The sequence below is a fragment of the Amycolatopsis benzoatilytica AK 16/65 genome (genome assembly GCF_000383915.1).
Taxonomy (GTDB): Bacteria; Actinomycetota; Actinomycetes; order Mycobacteriales; family Pseudonocardiaceae; genus Amycolatopsis; species Amycolatopsis benzoatilytica.
Map to the genome: position 1 here is coordinate 6,293,079 of NZ_KB912942.1, position 15,899 is coordinate 6,308,977.

The 15,899-nt window shown below is 70.7% G+C and carries 16 protein-coding genes; 1 reads left to right on the top strand and 15 read right to left on the bottom strand.

Features of this window, described 5'->3' with window-relative positions; translation table 11 throughout:
* Nucleotides 1-11 precede the first annotated feature (11 nt).
* The 12 genes from AMYBE_RS0129140 to AMYBE_RS0129195 all read right to left on the bottom strand — a co-directional run bounded on the left by AMYBE_RS0129140 (nt 12) and on the right by AMYBE_RS0129195 (nt 11,027).
* Nucleotides 12-584: a DUF5666 domain-containing protein gene (locus tag AMYBE_RS0129140; protein ID WP_020662929.1), complete on the bottom strand. Its 573-nt coding sequence runs from the start codon at nt 582-584 to the stop codon at nt 12-14.
* Nucleotides 585-591: 7 nt separating this feature from the next.
* Entirely contained in the window at nt 592-1,791 is a 1,200-nt protein-coding gene (locus AMYBE_RS0129145) for an ABC transporter permease (protein ID WP_020662930.1), read from the bottom strand.
* Nucleotides 1,788-2,492 carry an ABC transporter ATP-binding protein gene (locus tag AMYBE_RS0129150; RefSeq protein ID WP_020662931.1) on the bottom strand — a complete coding sequence of 235 codons (705 nt, stop codon included), beginning with the start codon at nt 2,490-2,492 and terminating at the stop codon, nt 1,788-1,790. Before AMYBE_RS0129150 ends, AMYBE_RS0129145 begins: the two co-directional genes overlap by 4 nt.
* Nucleotides 2,489-3,754 carry an efflux RND transporter periplasmic adaptor subunit gene (locus tag AMYBE_RS0129155; RefSeq protein WP_027928132.1) on the bottom strand — a complete coding sequence of 422 codons (1,266 nt, stop codon included), beginning with the start codon at nt 3,752-3,754 and terminating at the stop codon, nt 2,489-2,491. Before AMYBE_RS0129155 ends, AMYBE_RS0129150 begins: the two co-directional genes overlap by 4 nt.
* Before the next feature lie 67 nt (nt 3,755-3,821).
* Complete coding sequence (locus AMYBE_RS0129160) at nt 3,822-4,160, bottom strand: hypothetical protein (protein ID WP_020662933.1); 339 nt, start codon at nt 4,158-4,160, stop codon at nt 3,822-3,824.
* Nucleotides 4,161-4,209: 49 nt separating this feature from the next.
* Nucleotides 4,210-4,704, bottom strand: a complete 495-nt coding sequence (locus AMYBE_RS0129165; RefSeq protein ID WP_020662934.1) for a hypothetical protein — start codon at nt 4,702-4,704, stop codon at nt 4,210-4,212.
* Nucleotides 4,704-5,267 carry a hypothetical protein gene (locus tag AMYBE_RS0129170; protein WP_020662935.1) on the bottom strand — a complete coding sequence of 188 codons (564 nt, stop codon included), beginning with the start codon at nt 5,265-5,267 and terminating at the stop codon, nt 4,704-4,706. Before AMYBE_RS0129170 ends, AMYBE_RS0129165 begins: the two co-directional genes overlap by 1 nt.
* 20 nt (nt 5,268-5,287) lie before the next feature.
* Nucleotides 5,288-6,259 (bottom strand): porphobilinogen synthase, encoded by a 972-nt coding sequence (gene hemB / locus AMYBE_RS0129175; protein WP_084470172.1) that lies wholly within the window; start codon nt 6,257-6,259, stop codon nt 5,288-5,290.
* A gap of 94 nt (nt 6,260-6,353) precedes the next feature.
* Nucleotides 6,354-7,886, bottom strand: coding sequence for a bifunctional uroporphyrinogen-III C-methyltransferase/uroporphyrinogen-III synthase (locus AMYBE_RS0129180; RefSeq protein ID WP_020662937.1), 1,533 nt, complete (start codon nt 7,884-7,886; stop codon nt 6,354-6,356).
* 82 nt (nt 7,887-7,968) lie between these two features.
* Nucleotides 7,969-8,916 carry a hydroxymethylbilane synthase gene (gene hemC / locus AMYBE_RS0129185; protein ID WP_020662938.1) on the bottom strand — a complete coding sequence of 316 codons (948 nt, stop codon included), beginning with the start codon at nt 8,914-8,916 and terminating at the stop codon, nt 7,969-7,971.
* Entirely contained in the window at nt 8,916-10,229 is a 1,314-nt protein-coding gene (locus AMYBE_RS0129190) for a glutamyl-tRNA reductase (RefSeq protein WP_020662939.1), read from the bottom strand. The genes hemC and AMYBE_RS0129190 overlap by 1 nt, the downstream gene beginning before the upstream one ends.
* The gene (locus AMYBE_RS0129195; RefSeq protein ID WP_154676642.1) at nt 10,230-11,027 is read right to left on the bottom strand and encodes a redox-sensing transcriptional repressor Rex; all 798 of its coding nucleotides are present in this window, start codon (nt 11,025-11,027) and stop codon (nt 10,230-10,232) included.
* A gap of 759 nt (nt 11,028-11,786) precedes the next feature.
* On the opposite strand from AMYBE_RS0129195, the gene AMYBE_RS0129200 reads away from it, so the two are divergent.
* The gene (locus tag AMYBE_RS0129200) at nt 11,787-12,416 is read left to right on the top strand and encodes a hypothetical protein (protein WP_020662941.1); all 630 of its coding nucleotides are present in this window, start codon (nt 11,787-11,789) and stop codon (nt 12,414-12,416) included.
* On the opposite strand, the gene AMYBE_RS0129205 is transcribed toward AMYBE_RS0129200, so the two are convergent.
* The 3 genes from AMYBE_RS0129205 to AMYBE_RS0129215 are packed head-to-tail and all read right to left on the bottom strand — an operon-like array spanning nt 12,409 to nt 15,766.
* The gene (locus tag AMYBE_RS0129205) at nt 12,409-13,965 is read right to left on the bottom strand and encodes a molybdopterin-dependent oxidoreductase (RefSeq protein WP_020662942.1); all 1,557 of its coding nucleotides are present in this window, start codon (nt 13,963-13,965) and stop codon (nt 12,409-12,411) included. The genes AMYBE_RS0129200 and AMYBE_RS0129205 overlap by 8 nt on opposite strands.
* Before the next feature lie 57 nt (nt 13,966-14,022).
* Complete coding sequence (locus AMYBE_RS0129210) at nt 14,023-14,238, bottom strand: glutaredoxin family protein (protein ID WP_034289354.1); 216 nt, start codon at nt 14,236-14,238, stop codon at nt 14,023-14,025.
* A 22-nt stretch (nt 14,239-14,260) separates the two neighbouring features.
* A complete protein-coding gene (locus AMYBE_RS0129215) occupies nt 14,261-15,766 on the bottom strand; it encodes an AMP-binding protein (RefSeq protein ID WP_020662944.1) in 1,506 nt (501 codons plus the stop codon).
* Nucleotides 15,767-15,899: the final 133 nt, after the last annotated feature.

Consider the following 15,899-nt stretch of genomic DNA (forward strand, 5'->3'; position numbering starts at 1 on the left):
GACGCGGCGTTTCATTTGCCGGGCTGCGCGACGATCGCCTGCGCGGCCACCGAGCCATCCGAACCGGTCCGCCCTTGCACGGTAACCGTCTGGCCCGGCTTCAGGTCGCTGAGCTTGCCCGGCTGAGTCACGCCGACCGTGGTGCTGTCTGAAGTGGACACTGTGACTTCACTGCCCTGCAAGGTTTTCAGCGTCACCGTGTTGCCATCGACCTTCTCCACGGTGCCGATCGTGCCGCGGCCGCCGCCGGCGGTGCGCCCGCCGAACCCGCCCTGCTGCCCGTTTCCGGCACCCGCCCCGGTGCCGGCCGTCCGCGCCGCGGAAGAACCCGTACCGCTCGACGACGGCCCGAACGCGGCGTGCGTCCACGCGCCGCCGGCGAACGCCAAGGCCAGCACCAGAACCCCGGCCAGGATCAGGGTCGGCTTGCCGAACGGGCGGGAGACCTGCTTCAACTCCTCGGTGAGATCGCCCGCGACGGCGGGCTCGGCGACAACGTCCTCCGGCAGCCGCTCGATGCGCTGAGTGGACGCCGCCGGTTCCTCCGGCGGCGTCGGGATGGGTTGGGTGGTCGACGCGGACATGACGCTCCTACTCGTGCCGGAGGGCGTCGATCGGCCGCAGCCGCGAAGCCCGGTTCGCCGGGAAACTGCCGAAGAAAAGCCCGATCAGGGCGGAAACCGCGAAGGCGAGCGCGATCGACGACGGCACCACGACCGGCTGGATGCCTGCCACGCTGAACCGGCTGCCGACCACGCCGATCACCACTCCGAGCAGCCCGCCGAACAGGCTCAGCATGGTCGCCTCGGCGAGGAACTGGCCGAGGATCGCCGAGCGCGGCGCCCCGATCGCCTTGCGGATGCCGATCTCTCGGATTCGCTCGGTGACGGTGACCAGCATGATGTTCGTGACCCCGATCCCGCCGACCAGCAGCGAGATCGCCGCCACCGCGCCGAGCAGCACGGTGAACGTCTGGATCGCCGAGGTGCGGGTCTGCAGCAGCTGCGCGGAGTTCTGGATCTGGAAGTCCGGGTTGGCGCCGGCCTGGACGCCGTGCCGGGCGTCCAGGATCGCGGTGACCTCGGTCTGCGCCAGCCCGATCGAATCGGCCGACGTCGCCTGCACGGCGATCTGGTTCAGCGCGCCGTAGCCGGCGAGCGAGTTCTGCACCGCGCTGATCGGCGCGATCGCGACGTCGTCCGCGTTCTGCAGCCCGCTGCTGCCCTTCGTCTGCAGCACCCCGATCACGGTGAACTGGATGCTGTTGAGCAGCACGTTCTTGCCGACTGGTTCGGCGTCGCCGAAGATCGACTGCGCGGTCGTCGGGCCGAGCACCACGACCTTGCGCGCCTGCGTCACGTCTTCGGCGCTGAACAGCTGGCCGTCGGCGATCTGCCGGTTCGTGGTGGTGAAGTAGTCGGGTTCGGTGCCGACGACGCTCGACACGTCATAGGAGGTCTGGCCGTAGGTCGCAGTCGCCGTGGTGTTCACCACCGGAGAGGCCGCTTTGACGTCCGGTGCGCCGACCGGATCGACCAGCGCGTGCGCGTCCTGCACGGTGAGCGGCCGGGCAGTCGCGCTCTGTCCGCCCCGGACCGGCGACACGTTGACCACGTCGGTGCCGAGGCCCTGGATGCTCGCGGTGATCGCCGCCGACGCGCCGTTTCCGACTGCCACCAACAGGATCACCGACGCGACTCCGATGGTGATGCCGAGCGTGGTGAGCACCGAGCGCAGCTTGTTCGATGCCAGCCCGCGCACCGCGAACCGCATGATCTCGACGAAGTTCACGCGACCACCCCGGTCCGCCGGGTGACCTCGTCCGAGACGATCTGCCCGTCGCTGACCCGGATGACGCGGTGCGCGTGGTGAGCCACTTCGTCCTCGTGGGTGATCACCACGACGGTGCGGCCCAGCGCGTTGAGCCGGTCGAAGACCCCGAGCACGTCGACCGTGCTGGCGTGGTCCAGGTTTCCGGTCGGTTCGTCGGCGAGCAGCAAGGCCGGTCCCCCGACGAGCGCACGCGCCACCGCGACCCGTTGCTGCTGGCCGCCGGAAAGCTCGCTCGGCAAATGCTTCGCCCGATCGGAGAGCCCGACCATTTCCAGCGCCGCCAACGCCCGCTTCCGCCGCGCCGCTCGCTTGAGTCCGCTGTAGACCAGCGGCAGCTCCACATTGGACAGTGCACTGGTGCGCGGGACGAGGTTGAACGACTGGAAGATGAAGCCGATCTTTCGGTTGCGCAGCAGGGAGAGCTGCCGTTCGTTGAGGTCGGCCACCGGGAATCCGTCCAGGAAGTACCGGCCCGAGGTCGGCGTGTCCAGACAGCCGAGCATGTTCAGCAGCGTCGACTTGCCGGAACCGGAAGCGCCCATGATCGCCACGTACTCGCCGGGCCATACTTGAAGATCGACCCCGCGCAGAGCGTGTACCGCGGTTTCCCCGCTGCCGTAGGTCTTGCGCAGCCCGGAGACTGCGAGCACCGGCTTCATCCCCGGCCTCCGCCGGTGCCGACGCCGCCCTGGCGGCCGCCCCCGAAGCCGCCCTGCTGCCCGCCGAAGCCGCCGAGCCCGCCGGTGCCGCCGCGCTGCTGGCCGTTGGTACCGCTCGAAGTGGTCGGCGACGCGGCGGTCAACACCACGCTGTCGCCCTCCTGCAGGCCGGACTTGATCTCCACAGTGGACTCGCCGCGCACGCCGATCTGCACCTGCCGCGGCACCGCCTGGCCGTTCTGTTCCACGGTGACGACGTTCGTCGTACCGGAGGTCTTCACCGCGGCCGCCGGAACGCTCAGCACGTTGTCGGACTCCGCGACCGTGATCACGACGCTCGCCGACTGCCCGGGGCGCAGCCCCGAAGGTGCGTTCGTCAGCGCCAGTTTCGCTCCGTAGGTGACGACGTTGCTGCTCGTGGTCGGCGTGAGGTCGATGCTGGAAACGGTCGCCGGCAACGGCTGGTCCGGCGTCGCGTTCAGCGTGACGGTTGCCTTCTGCCCCGTTTTCACCTTGCTCACGTCGATTTCCGCCACCGAGGTGTTGACCACCAGGTTGCTCATGTCCGTGATGTCGATGAACCCGCTGCTGTTGCTGCCGGCGCTGTTGGCACCGCTGTTACCGCTGCCGGACGAGGACTGCCCGGAGCCGCCGTTGCCGCTGGAGGACGAAGCTCCGGAAGAGCCATTGCCGGAACCGCCGCTGCCGGTTTGCTGCCCGACCGTCCCATTGATCGCGGTGACGGTGCCGGCGCCCGGCGCGGTCAGCACGGTCGCATCGACGGTCGATTGCGCGTTGTCGACGTCCAGCCGCGCTTGATCCACTTTGGCCTGCAACGAAGTCAGGTTGCTCTGGACCTGCGTCGCGGTCTGGTTGGCGGGCGGGTTGTCCTGTGCCTGCGTCAGGTTGTCGTCGGCGACCGCGAGGTTGTCCTTGGCGACCTGAAGTTGTTTGCTCGCTTGCGTCGAGTCGATCGTCGCGAGCTTCTGCCCGGCGCTCACCACGTCGCCGACCTTCACGTCGATCGCGGTGACCTTGCCGGACGTCGTGAAGTTCGCCGCGCCGGTGTACGCGCTGGCGATGGTGCCGGCCGCGGACACGGTCTCGGTCACGTTCGCCCGGCGTACCGGAGTTGTCCTGGTTTGCGCGCTCGCAGTGGGACTGGCCGGCGTAAATGCCTGGTAGATCCCGAAAGCCGCGCCACCTAGCAGCACGACGAGCACTCCGTTGACCACCCAGGTACGGGTACGCAGCCGCTTCATGGCCGCAAGACTGCGGGGCTCGCTTAGGGGTCAGCTGTTGGTTTCCTGTGGGACAGCTGTGGATCGGCTAGTCCTTCTTCTTGCGGTGCCGCGCACGGACCGCGAGCAGCAGCTGCCGGATCGCGTCCACCACCAGCACCGCCGACAGCGTGCCCAGTCCGAGCGCCCCGGCGAGGTGCCCGCCGAAGTACCGGTGCGACACCAGTTCGGCACCGTCCAGCGCCTTCGTGACGACGGTGACCACACCCGCGTCCCACAGCACGAACGCCACCCAGAGCGCGAGCGCGGCCACCACCACTTCGCCGAGCGCGACGAACGCGCGCCAGGGCTGGTTGAGCTTCGTCCGCGGCAGCGTTTCCTCCGGCGGCCACAGGTCGGCACCGGTCGGCTGGGGTAGGTCGATCACGGGATCCAGCCTTTCAGGTTCGCGGTCGTTCCGCTTCCCTCTGCGGGGTTCAGTTCCGGTCATCGGCCTTGTTTTCGCCGGGTTCCTCGGTGCCGGTGCCGGCGGCCGGTTTCCCGGCGGCGATCCGGGCCAGTGCCGTCTGGAGCGCTTCGATGTCGCGAGCCCAGGCGAGCACCACCGTGCCGTCCGTCAATTCGACGGGCAGTTCGTCGTACTTGCGGGGCACCGACCAGCCGCCGCCGAGGACGCGGGCCCCGACCGGCGCGCCCACGTCGGTGACCGAAGCGATCTTCTCAGCGGGCACCGTTTCCCGCCCCTGCCGCAGCCCTTCGGTGGTGACCGCCAGTGACAGGAAACGGCGGCGCGCATACACCCACGGCATGGTGAGCACGCAGAGCGCGAATCCGATCATCAGCCACCCGACGACGTGCACCGGGCCGCCGGTGGCCAGCTCCGCGAACGCGCCGAGGACCGCGAACAGCGGGCCCCAGATCAGCGCGGTCCAGCCGACCCCGGGCTCGGCGTACAGCGTCCTGGCGGTCATTACAGCTTCTTGCCGACCTTCGGGAAATAGCCCGCGACCTTCGGCAGGTACAGCAGCACCAGCATGGCGATCAGCGCCGCCGAGCTGGTCAGCGCGAAGATGCTGCGGATCAGGCCGAGCTGGAAAACGATGCCGACGATCGCCAGCAAGGTGGCGATGCTGCGCGCGGACCGGGTGCCCTCGCGAGCTTTCCAGGCGAACAGCACGAGCAGCGCGGCGAAGCACAGCGCACCGACCAGCATCGCCCAGACCAGCGTGTTCGCGTTGGCGGTGATCTGCTCGCGGGTGAGGGTGTGCCCCGGCTGCTGCGGCTGCTTGAGCGCCTGCTCGATCAGCTGCGACTTGAGGAAGAGCGTGACGACCTGCCCGGCGATCGTGATCACCGACGCGATGATCGCGAGCACGAACGCGACGTGCACCTGCTTCGGCGGGGTCGCCTTCGGCGCGCTCTCCCCCGGCAGCACCGGATCCGGCGCGCGCCCGCGCTTGCGAAGCTCGTCGTCGGTGAGACCGGCGAGGTCGTCCGACTGCGCACCGGGGTTGGTCTTGTCCTTGTCCGCCACCCGAAAGACCCTACCCGGACTCAGTCCAGCCAGCCCGCGGCCTCGGCCGCCCAGTAGGTCAGGACCAGGTCCGCACCCGCGCGCCGGATCGACGTGAGCACCTCGAGGATGGTGCGTTCCCGCTCGAGCCAGCCGTTCGCGGCGGCCGCCTCGACCATCGCGTACTCGCCGGAAATGTTGTACGCCGCGACCGGAACCGGCGAAACGTCGGCGGCCGCCTTGATGACGTCCAAATAGGACAAGGCAGGCTTGACCATGATCATGTCCGCGCCCTCGGCGAGATCGAGTTCGATCTCCCGCAGCGCTTCCCGCGCGTTGCCCAGATCCTGCTGGTAAGTCTTGCGGTCGCCCTTGAGCTGCGAATCGACGGCCTCGCGGAACGGGCCGTAGAACGCGCTGGCGTACTTCACGGTGTAGGCGAGAATGGCGGTCTCGCGGTGCCCGACCTCGTCCAGCGCCCGCCGGATCACGCCGACCTGCCCGTCCATCATCCCGCTGGGCCCGAGCACGTGCGCACCCGCTTCGGCCTGCGCGACCGCCATGTCGGCATACAGCCGGAGCGTGGCGTCGTTGTCCACCTTGCCGTCCGCGTCGAGCACGCCGCAGTGGCCGTGGTCGGTGAACTCGTCCAGGCAGGTGTCGGCCATCAGCACGGTGGCGTCGCCGAGTTCGCTGCGCAGATCCCGGAGCGCGACGTTGAGGATGCCGTTCTCGTCGATCGCGCCGGACCCCTGCGGGTCCCGGTTCTCCGGAACACCGAACAGCATGAGCCCGCCGACCCCCGCGTTGACCGCGTCGACGGCGGCTTTGCGCAACGTGTCGCGAGTGTGCTGGACGACGCCCGGCATGCTGGCGATCGGCCGCGGCGCGTCGAGCCCTTCGCCGACGAACATCGGCAGGATCAGCTGCCGTGGGCGCAGAGTGGTCTCACTGACCATCCGGCGCATCGCCGGGGTGGTACGAAGCCTGCGAGGTCGCTGCTCAGGAAACACGCCAACCACGGTACTCCCGCGCTTACCCCGAAAGCCGTGAAGGGCCCCTTGAGGGAAGTAGATTCCCTCAAGGGGCCCTTCACGGACAGAGACCTCAGCTGCGCCGGGTCCGCTTGGCCTTCCGAGGCGGAGGCAGCGCGCCCTCCGCACGAAGCCGGGCGGCGTGCTCGGCGAGGGCGTCCACCAGGTGCGGCACGTCCGCCTTCTCCGGCTGGACGTCCACTCGCAGACCGAATTCCACGGCGGTCTCCGCGGTCTTCGGCCCGATGCACGCGACCAACGTGCGGGTGTGCGGCTTCCCGGCGATGCCCACCAGGTTGCGCACGGTCGACGACGAGGTGAAGCAGACCGCGTCGAACCCGCCGGTCTTGATCATCTCGCGGGTCTCGGCTGGCGGCGGGGCCGCCCGGACGGTCCGGTAGGCGGTGACGTCGTCCACTTCCCAGCCCCGCTCGATCAGGCCGGCCGACAGGATCTCGGTGGCGATGTCCGCCCGCGGCAGCAGCACCCGGTTGACCGGGTCCAGCACGTCGTCGTACGGCGGGAACTCGGCCAGCAGGCCCTCCGACGACTGCTCGCCGGTCGGCACCAGCTCCGGGATGATGCCGAACGAACGGACCTTCGCCGCGGTCGATTCGCCGACGCAGGCGATCTTCACGCCGGAGAACGCGCGTGCGTCCAGCCCGAACTCCTCGAACTTCTCCCACACCGCGCGCACCGCGTTGGTGGAGGTGAAGACGATCCACTGGTAACGGCCGTCGACCAGGCCCTTGACCGAGCGCTCCATCTGCGCCGGGCTGCGGGGCGGCTCGACGGAGATCGTCGGCACCTCGTGCGAGGTCGCGCCGTGGCCGCGCAGGCGCTCGGCCATTTCGCCGGCCTGCTCCTTGGTGCGCGGCACCAGGACCTTCCAGCCGTACAGCGCGCGCGACTCCCACCAGGACAGCTTCGAGCGGTGCCCGGCGGCCTGCCCGACCGTCACGACCAGCGGGCCGACGAGCTCGCCCGCGTCGTTGGCGACCGAGGCCAGCGTGGTGTCGAGGGTGCGCTGGGTGTTGATGGTGCCGTTCGCGGTGACCGCGACCGGCGTCGTGGACGGCAGCCCCTTCTCGGTGAGCCGGCTCGCCGCCTCGGCCAGGTGCGCCGAGGTCGCGTGCAGCACGATCGGGCCGGGGGAAGCGGCCAGCGCGCCCCAGTCGACCTCGCCGCGCACGTCCGCCTCGGTGTAGGTGCCGCCGAGCGCGACTCCCGCGTAGGCGGGCACCGCGGTGCCCGGCGGGACGCCCGGGATGACGTCGAAAACAGCCGACGTGCGGGCCACGGCCTGCACCTCGGCCACGACGGCCGGACTGGTCAGCGGGTCACCGGAGACCAGGCGCAGCGCGAGCCGGCCTGCTTTGGCCTCGGAGGTCAGGTCCTTCGCGACGTCGGACGGCTCACCGACGGCGGGCCGGACCTCGGCGCCCGGGGCGGCGAACGCGAGTACGCCGGCCGGCACGTCCGGGTCCGTCACCACGACCTCGGCCTTGGCCAAGAGTTCCTGGGCGCGGACGGTGAGCAGCCCGGCGTCCCCGGGGCCCGAGCCCACGAAGGCGACACGCCCGGCGGTCTTGCGAGCAGGGGTCATCGTTGGTGTTCTTCTCCTCTTGGGCGGCCGATGCTCCGGCCGCGGATGTCGGGCAGGTCGTGCGGGTCGGTGACGGCTGGCGTCACTGTGCGGGGCCGGACAGCGCACCGGCCCCCAGGTCGAGCAGTTCGGCTGCCAGCTCACGGCCGAGCTTCTCCGCCTCGCCGATCCCGGCGATCGCGGACGCCCGCACCATGTCGACGGCGCCGTTCTCGTCTTCGACGGCAGCGGTGCCGCGCAGCGAGATGCGTTCCACCACCGCGCCCTCGTCGTCGATGTCCTCGACGATTTCGGCGAGCGCGCCCACCGGCGCGCTGCACCCGGCTTCGAGCGCGGCGAGCAGAGCTCGTTCGGCCGTCACCGCGACCCGCGTGCTCTCGTCGTTCACCGCGGAGGCGAGCAGGTGCTCGACGTCCACGTCGGCCGCCCGGCACTCCAGCGCCAGCGCTCCCTGTGCGGGGGCGGGCAGCATCTGGATCGGGTCGAGGGTCTCGGTGATCTCCTCGGCCCTGCCGATCCGGGACAGGCCGGCACGCGCGAGCACCACGGCATCGAGCTCGCCGTCGGACACCTTGCGCATGCGGGTGTCGATATTGCCTCGGATCGGCACGATTTCCAAACCGAGTCCCAGCGCGCGCAACTGGGCGGTCCGCCGGGCCGCCCCGGTGCCGACCTTCGAACCCGGCGGCAGCTCGCCGAGAGTGAGGCCGTCGCGAGCGATCAGCGCGTCGCGCGGGTCCTCGCGCGGCGGCACCGCGGCGAGCACGAGGCCCGGCTCGGGCGCGGTGGGCAGGTCCTTGTACGAGTGCACGGCGACGTCGATCTCGTTGCGCAGCAACGCTTCCCGCAGCGCGGAGGTGAACACCCCGACGCCGATCTGGGAGATCGGCGCGCTGGAGAGGTCGCCCGGCGTGGTGACCGTGACGATCTCCACCTCGGTGCCGGTGGCGCGGATGGTTTCGGCGACGATGCCGGTCTGCGCGAGGGCGAGTTTGCTGCCCCGCGTGCCGATGCGAATGACTCTGGTCACTACCGCTTCTTCTCGATCTCCGGCGCTGTCGGGCTGGCCACGGCCGCAGGTGCCTGCGGATCGAGGCAGAACAGCTCCCGCAACGCGTTGGCGTAGTCGGTGTCGGCCGTCTCGGCGGCCAGCTGCTTGACCCGCACCGTCGGCGCGTGCAGCAGCTTGTCGACCACCCGGCGAACCGTGCGGCCGACCTCTTCGCGAATCTGGCTGTCGAGTTCCGGCAGCCGGTTGTCCAGGCGGAGCAGCTCCGCGTCCACTACCTCGGCCGCGCGCCGACGCAGCGCGGTGACCGTGGGCGTGACCTCGGCGCTGCGCTGTCCGGCGAGGTACTCGCGCACCTCGTCCAGCACGATGCCGTTGGCTTTGGCGGTCTGCCGGTCGGTGGTCGGGGCGCCCGCCTCCCGCATCCGGCGCTGGATCGTCTCCAGGTCGACCACGGCGACGTCGGCGAGTTCGGCGACCGCCACGTCAACGTCCTTGGGCAGCCCGAGGTCGCAGACGACCAGCGCGCGGCCGTTGCGGGCGGGCACGTGCTCGGCCCGGAACACCGCGTCCTGCGCACCGGTGCACGCCACCACCACGTCGGCCAGCTCGACCGCCTCGGCCAAGGCGGACAGCGGCACCGACCCGGCCGGGATGCCCTCGGCCGCGGTCTTCTCGGCCAGCCGGACCGCGTTGGCCTCGGTCCGGTTCGCGACCGTGACCCGGCCGATCCCGGCCTTGCGCAGCTGGGAGGCGGTGAGCGCGCCCATCGAACCGGCCCCGACGATCAGCGCGTGCTTGCCCGCGACATCGCCGGCGGCGGCCAGCGCCTCGGACACCACGGACGCGCCGAGCTGGTCCAGCCCGGTCTCGGCGTGCACCCGCTTGCCGACCCGCAGGGTGGTCTGGATCAGCTCGTGCAGCGTGCGGCCGACGGTGCCGGCCTCGCGCGCGGTCGCGTAGGCGGACCGGATCTGGCCGAGGATCTGCGTCTCGCCGACCACCATCGAGTCCAGGCCCGAGGTGACCGAGAACAGGTGCTCGACCGCCGCGCCCGCGTAGTGCACGTACAGGCTCTCGTACAGCTCGGCCGGCTCCATCCCGGCTTTGCGGGAGAGCACCTCCGAGACGTCGTTGACGCCGCCGTGGAACGTCTCGACTACGGCGTAGACCTCGATGCGGTTGCACGTCGAGACGAGCATCGCCTCGCTGATGTGCTCCGCCTGCTGCAGGTCGTGCAGGACCTTGGTGAGCTCCGCCGCGGGGATCGCGGCACGCTCGAGCGTGCCGAGGTCCGCACTGCGATGGGAGAGCCCGACCGCCAACACGCTCATTCAGCGCACCACCATTCCGAGACCGCCGTCCGTTCCGGCGCCGTTGCGTCCGTCGCCGGTACTGCCATTGTCAGGCGGCAGGCCCGTGCCGGGTAATCCGGTGTCGCCCTGATTTTCCAGCGCCGCGCCGGCCCGGTCCGCGCTGCGGGCCACGAGGAACGACAGGATCTGCAGTTCGACCGCCAAGTCGACCTTGCGGACCTCGACGTGCGCTGGAACCTGGAGCACGACCGGAGCGAAGTTGAGGATGCACTGGACGCCGCCTGCCACCAGCCTGTCGCACACCGACTGCGCGGCGGTAGGAGGTGTGGCGATGATCCCGACGGAAATCTCCCGTTCGGCGCAGACCCGCGGGATGTCGTCGAGGTGCGAAACGGGCAGACCGCCCACCGGGATCCCGATCAGGTCCGGGTCGAGGTCGAAGAGGGCTTCGACCGGGAAGCCCCGGCCGGGGAATCCGCCGTAGTTGGCCAGCGCGTGCCCCAGGTTCCCGATCCCGACGACGGCGACGCGGTGCTGCCGGGTGAGGCCGAGGATGCGTTCGATCTGACTGACCAGGACAGTCACCTCGTAGCCGACCCCGCGGGTGCCGTACGAGCCGAGGTAGGACAGGTCTTTGCGCAGCTTCGCGGAGTTCACGCCAGCCGCGGCGGAAAGCTCTTCGCTGGAGACGGTGGTCGCCCCCTGCTCGGCGAGGCCGGACAGGATGCGCAGGTAGACGGCCAGCCGCGCGACAGCGGCTTCCGGGATCTGCTTCGCGCGGACCGCGGTGTCTTCGGCTTCGGAGACGGCGGGCATCTCGGCGGTGGGCGCGTTGTCGGCGTCCGGTGCCGCCGCTGCCACCGCCCGGGCACGACGGGTGCGCTTGGGAGCGTCGGCAGGTTCGGCTGCCCGGCCAGCGGTACGCGAGTTTTGCCCGTTGCCGTTCGCGCTCGGCTCGGCGGAGCGGCCGTTTCCGGCGCCGGTGCCGTTGCCGTTCGCGGCCGCCCGTCCGGTTCCGTTCCCGGCGCTCGCGGCGCGCCCGTTTCCCTTGCCACGGCCGGTGTCCGCGGCGTGCTCGCCGCCGGTCACGACCTGCCCGTTCCCGTTGTGCGCCAAGCCGTTCTCGCTCACCACCGCCCGGCGACGACCGCCCGCGGCATGCCGCCCGCCAGCGCTCCGGCGCGGAGCGGCGGGGGCCTCTCCGGCAGCCGCGGAACCGTCCGGAGAAGGCGTGGCCGACGGTTCGGCATCGCTGCGCCCACCCCGCTGTGTCACCACGCTGACCTCTCCTAGTCCGGCTTCTCGCCCACGCCGGTCCCCACCTGCCGGACCGGCAATGGAAAAACCAGCTCTTGACCCCGCAGCTGCCATCCGGTTCGATACCGGCGCTCACGGGGACGAGTAACTACGGTAGTCCACTTGTGAACACATGCACAAAGTCACTGGTCACCCGCATGACCGGCGGCACATCGAGGACTCGATCGAGTGAGGCGGACGGCGTTCCGCCCTGCTACCGCCCGGCGCGGCCTATACCCGGTGCGTAACTGTTCCGGCTCGAAGGCTCCCGGAGGCGCTGTGCCGAACTGGCTCTACTACATCCCCGGCCCGGTCGTCCTGGGCGGTTACGGCTACTGGCGTTTCCGCGCCTACCGCGTCCGCCGCGACGGCTACCGCTCCGCCACGGCCGAGCGCGGCTGGACCTACCAGGAACGAGACCGCGACCTTCTCGGCCGCTGCCACGGCTATCCCTTCGGGAGCGGCCGCCGCCCCCGCGCTTGGCACGCTGTCACCGGCAACGACGGCGAGTTCACGTCCTTCGAGTACAGCGCCGTCTACGGCGATTCCGACAGCGAATCCAGCGACCGCGCCGAACGCCGCTTCATTCAGATCTTCGCCCTCCGAATGCCGGGCCAGCTCCCGAGCCTCGCCGTCTACCCGCGCGGCCTGCTCGGGCAGCTCGCCCGCGGCCTCCGGATCGCCGCTCCCGGCCAGTCCGACTTCGACCGGAGCTGGGTCATCGACGGTTCCCCCGCCGATGTCACCACTGCGGTCCGGGTCTGGATTTCCGCCCACCGCCGGCCTTTTCGGCTGCTCGCCGGGGAATTGTGGATCTGGGCGGACGGGCAGATGGACCTCGATCGCATCGAGCCCGCCCTGCACGACCTCCGCCAGCTGGCCGCCGCGTTGCGCCCGCAGGTCAGCTAGCCGTGAACGGCACCGCATGCCATCCGGTCGCCCCGTCCGGCACCGGGTCGGCCACGTGGTCGGTCTGGGTGTATCCGGACTGATCGGTCGCCCGGACCGTCACCGTGTGGCTGCCCGCGGGCACCGGCACCTCCGCCCACCACATCCGCCAGGTGTCCTTGTTCACCTCGGCCGACAGCGTCGCGGGCACCCATTCCCCGTGGTCCACCCGCACTTCCACCTTCGCGATCCCGACGTGCTGCGCCCACGCCGTGCCGGCCACCCGCACCCGGCCCGCGCGCACCGAAGCCCCGCTCGACGGCGTGTCGATCCGGGATTCGGTCTTGATCGGGCCCTGCTCCGCCCAGCCGCGTTCCAGCCAGTACGCCTGCCGCGCGTCCCAGGTGGTGAACTCCAGGTCGGTGACCCACTTGGTCGCCGACACGTATCCGTACAGCCCGGGAATCACGATCCGCGCCGGGAAACCGTGTTCGACCGGGAGCGGCTCGCCGTTCATCCCGATCGCCAGCATCGCCCCGCGCGCCGGGTCCAGCGCCACCGACGCCGGGGTGCCGCAGGTCCATCCGTCGACGCTGGTCGCGTACATCTGCTGCGCGCCGTGGCGCACGCCCGCCGCGTCGAGCAGGTCCACCAGGTCGACGCCGATGAAGTCCGCGGTGGAGATCAGGTTGCCGCCGACCTCGTTGGACACGCAGGTGAGCGTCACGGTCCGCTCGACGAGCGGGCGGTTCCGGATGTCCGCGTAGGAGAACCGCACCTCCCGGTCCACCATTCCGTGGATCTTCAACGACCAGTCCTCGGCCCGGACCTGCGGCACCACGAACGCGGTGTCGATCCGGTAGAAGTTCGCGTTCGGCGTGATGAACGGCGGCGTCCCGAGCTTCTGGAAGTCCGCGTCCGCCGGCAGCGGCGGGGCCTTGCGCGCGGCGACCAGCGGCCCGACCGCGGCGCGCGATCCGGCCGCGCTGCCGGTGCGGGACACGACCTCGCCGACGATCGCAGCGACTCCGGCGCCCGCGGCGAGACCCGCGCCGCGCTGCAGCACCTGACGTCGGCTGAGCCCGGACCGCGGTTCGGCTTCCAGCGGCAACGCGCGGCGGTGCAGCCAGCTGAAGACCAGCAGGGCCGCCCCCAGCGACACCACCGGGGCCAGCAACGCGAGTTCGCCGACGTCCGTGCGCTCGAACACCGCGTAGATCCCGAACGCGCCGACCACGATCACAAGAATCTGCCCCGGCAGCCGGCGGCCGCGCGAAAGCTGTCCGGCCAGCACCGCGAAACCCAGCAGTACCACCGCCAGGCCGATCTTCAGCACGGTCTTGTCGGCCGTCCCGATGGTCTGTTCCGCCCACACCACGACGGGATGCGGGCTGTGCGCGATGACGAAGTCCGCGACCGCGACGAACGGCGACGCGTTGTATCCGACGAACGCGGCCACCAGATGCCCGACGCCCAGCGCGACCGCGAGCGCGACCAGACCGATGGACGTCGCGACTCCCAGCGACAGCCGCGGCTGGACCGGCGGCGGAGCTTCCTTCAACGCACTCACCCCACCATCTTCGGCGGGCCCGGCCCCGCTGAACCGGAAACAGCGCTTACGGGTTGCTTACCGAAGGGCCGCGCGCAGCCGGTCTTCCTCGACCCGCCAGTACCCGTGCTCGGCCCCGTCGACCAGGATCACCGGAACCTGGTCGCCGTAGTCGGCCCGCCATTCCGGGTCGCTGTCGACATCCGCGCGCTCCCACGGCACGCCCAGCTCGCCGCAAATCCGCTCGACGTCCGCCTCCGCCACCTCGCAGAGATGGCACCCTTCGCGGCTCATCACGGTCACTTTGTGCACCGGATCAGCGTAGCTTGAGCCGGCGCAGCTTCCCGGTCGCCGAATGCGGCAGCGACTCCGCGAACTCGACCGTGTGCGGCACCTTGTACCCCGCGAGCTGCGCGGCGCACTGGTCCACCACCTGCTGTTCCGACAGCGCCGCGCCTTCGACCGGCACCACCACCGCTTTGACCGCCTCGCCGCTGCGGTCGTCGACCACGCCGACCACCGCCGCCTCGGCCACGCCCGGCAGCTGCGAGATCACTTCCTCGACTTCGTGCGGGAAGACGTTGAAGCCGTTGACGATGATCAAATCGTTGGCCCGGTCCACCAGGTGCAGGTCGCCGTCGGAATCGAGGTAGCCGACGTCGCCGGTGCGGAACCAGCCCTCGGCGTCCGGGCCGTGCGCGCCGTCCGGCCAGTAGCCGGAGAACAGGTTCGCCCCGCGCACCGATACCAGGCCGGTGCTGCCGCCGGACTCGAACACGTCGTCCGGGTCCTCCGGGTCCAGCGGCAGTTCGCCCGCCGACCCGTCCGGCTCCACCAGCCGCAGTTCGATCCCGGGCAGCGGACGGCCCACCGAACCGGGCTTCGGATACCCGGTGACCAGCGTCGAGGTGACCACCGGCGCGCATTCGGTGAGCCCGTAGCCCTCGTACACGTCGAGCCCGGTGGCTTCCCGGATCGAGGCGAGCACCTTCGGGTGCAACGGCGCGGCACCGGACGTCATCCGCCGGACGGTCGCCAGCCCGCGCCTCAGCTCGTCCTGTCCGAGTGCGGCGAACCCGCCGTACATCGCGGGCACCCCGGTGATCACGGTGACGCCGTACTCGGCGATGTCGTCCAGCGTCCGCTGCGGCTCGAAGCGCTCGGACAGCACCAGCGTCGCGCCGACCGCGGTGGACATCAGCAGCCCCGGGCCGAGGCCGTAGACGTGGAACAGCGGGATCGAAACCAGCACCCGGTCGTTCTGTTCGAGCACCCCGTCCACTTCGGACAATTGAGTGAGGTTGGCGAGCAACGCCCGGTGCGACAGCAGCACTCCGCGCGGTGGACCGGTCGTGCCGGAGGTGTAGGAAATGACCGCGATGTCCTCGCCGGTCCGGCCGAGATCGACTGGTTCCCCGGCGACCGAGCCGCGTGGCGGCAGGCCGGCGACGCCTTCCGGCAGCTCAGCGTCGTCCCGCTGCACGACGAGCTTCGCGCCGCTGTGCGCCAGCAGCCGCTCCAGCTCGGGTGCGGGCGCCTGCGGCGACAGCGGCACCGCGATCCCGCCCGCTCGCAGCACCGCGAACAACGCGACCGCGAAGTCCGCCGACGTCGGCAACCGCAGGACGACCGGGTCGCCTGGTCCGACCCCGGCCGAGACCAGCTGCCGCGCCTGCGCGTGCGCCGCCTCGTCGAGCTCCCGCCAGGTCAGCTTGCCGCCGGTGCCGGTCTCGATGATCGCCGTGCGCTCCGGCCACCGGCCGGCCGCGTCGGCGAGGAGCCCGGCGACGCCGCGCGCGGTGCTGATCCGGTCCACCCCCACCCCTCTCGTTCCGTTGCCAATTCGTCATCTTCTCACCCGTAATGGGGATGCCGGGCGATCGTCGCACCTCTGCCTGACCGGGACACTACCTACTTCGCGGTAACAACACGTATGCTGCACTGCGTCGCCGGGT

Excerpts from the sequence above, each read along its gene's own strand:
- AMYBE_RS0129140 (WP_020662929.1), bottom strand. The coding sequence starts at position 584 with ATGTCCGCGTCGACCACCCAACCCATCCCGACGCCGCCGGAGGAACCG.
- AMYBE_RS0129150 (WP_020662931.1), bottom strand. The coding sequence starts at position 2,492 with ATGAAGCCGGTGCTCGCAGTCTCCGGGCTGCGCAAGACCTACGGCAGC.
- AMYBE_RS0129155 (WP_027928132.1), bottom strand. The coding sequence starts at position 3,754 with ATGAAGCGGCTGCGTACCCGTACCTGGGTGGTCAACGGAGTGCTCGTC.
- AMYBE_RS0129165 (WP_020662934.1), bottom strand. The coding sequence starts at position 4,704 with ATGACCGCCAGGACGCTGTACGCCGAGCCCGGGGTCGGCTGGACCGCG.
- AMYBE_RS0129180 (WP_020662937.1), bottom strand. The coding sequence starts at position 7,886 with ATGACCCCTGCTCGCAAGACCGCCGGGCGTGTCGCCTTCGTGGGCTCG.
- AMYBE_RS0129190 (WP_020662939.1), bottom strand. The coding sequence starts at position 10,229 with ATGAGCGTGTTGGCGGTCGGGCTCTCCCATCGCAGTGCGGACCTCGGC.
- AMYBE_RS0129195 (WP_154676642.1), bottom strand. The coding sequence starts at position 11,027 with ATGCCCGCCGTCTCCGAAGCCGAAGACACCGCGGTCCGCGCGAAGCAG.
- AMYBE_RS0129210 (WP_034289354.1), bottom strand. The coding sequence starts at position 14,238 with ATGAGCCGCGAAGGGTGCCATCTCTGCGAGGTGGCGGAGGCGGACGTC.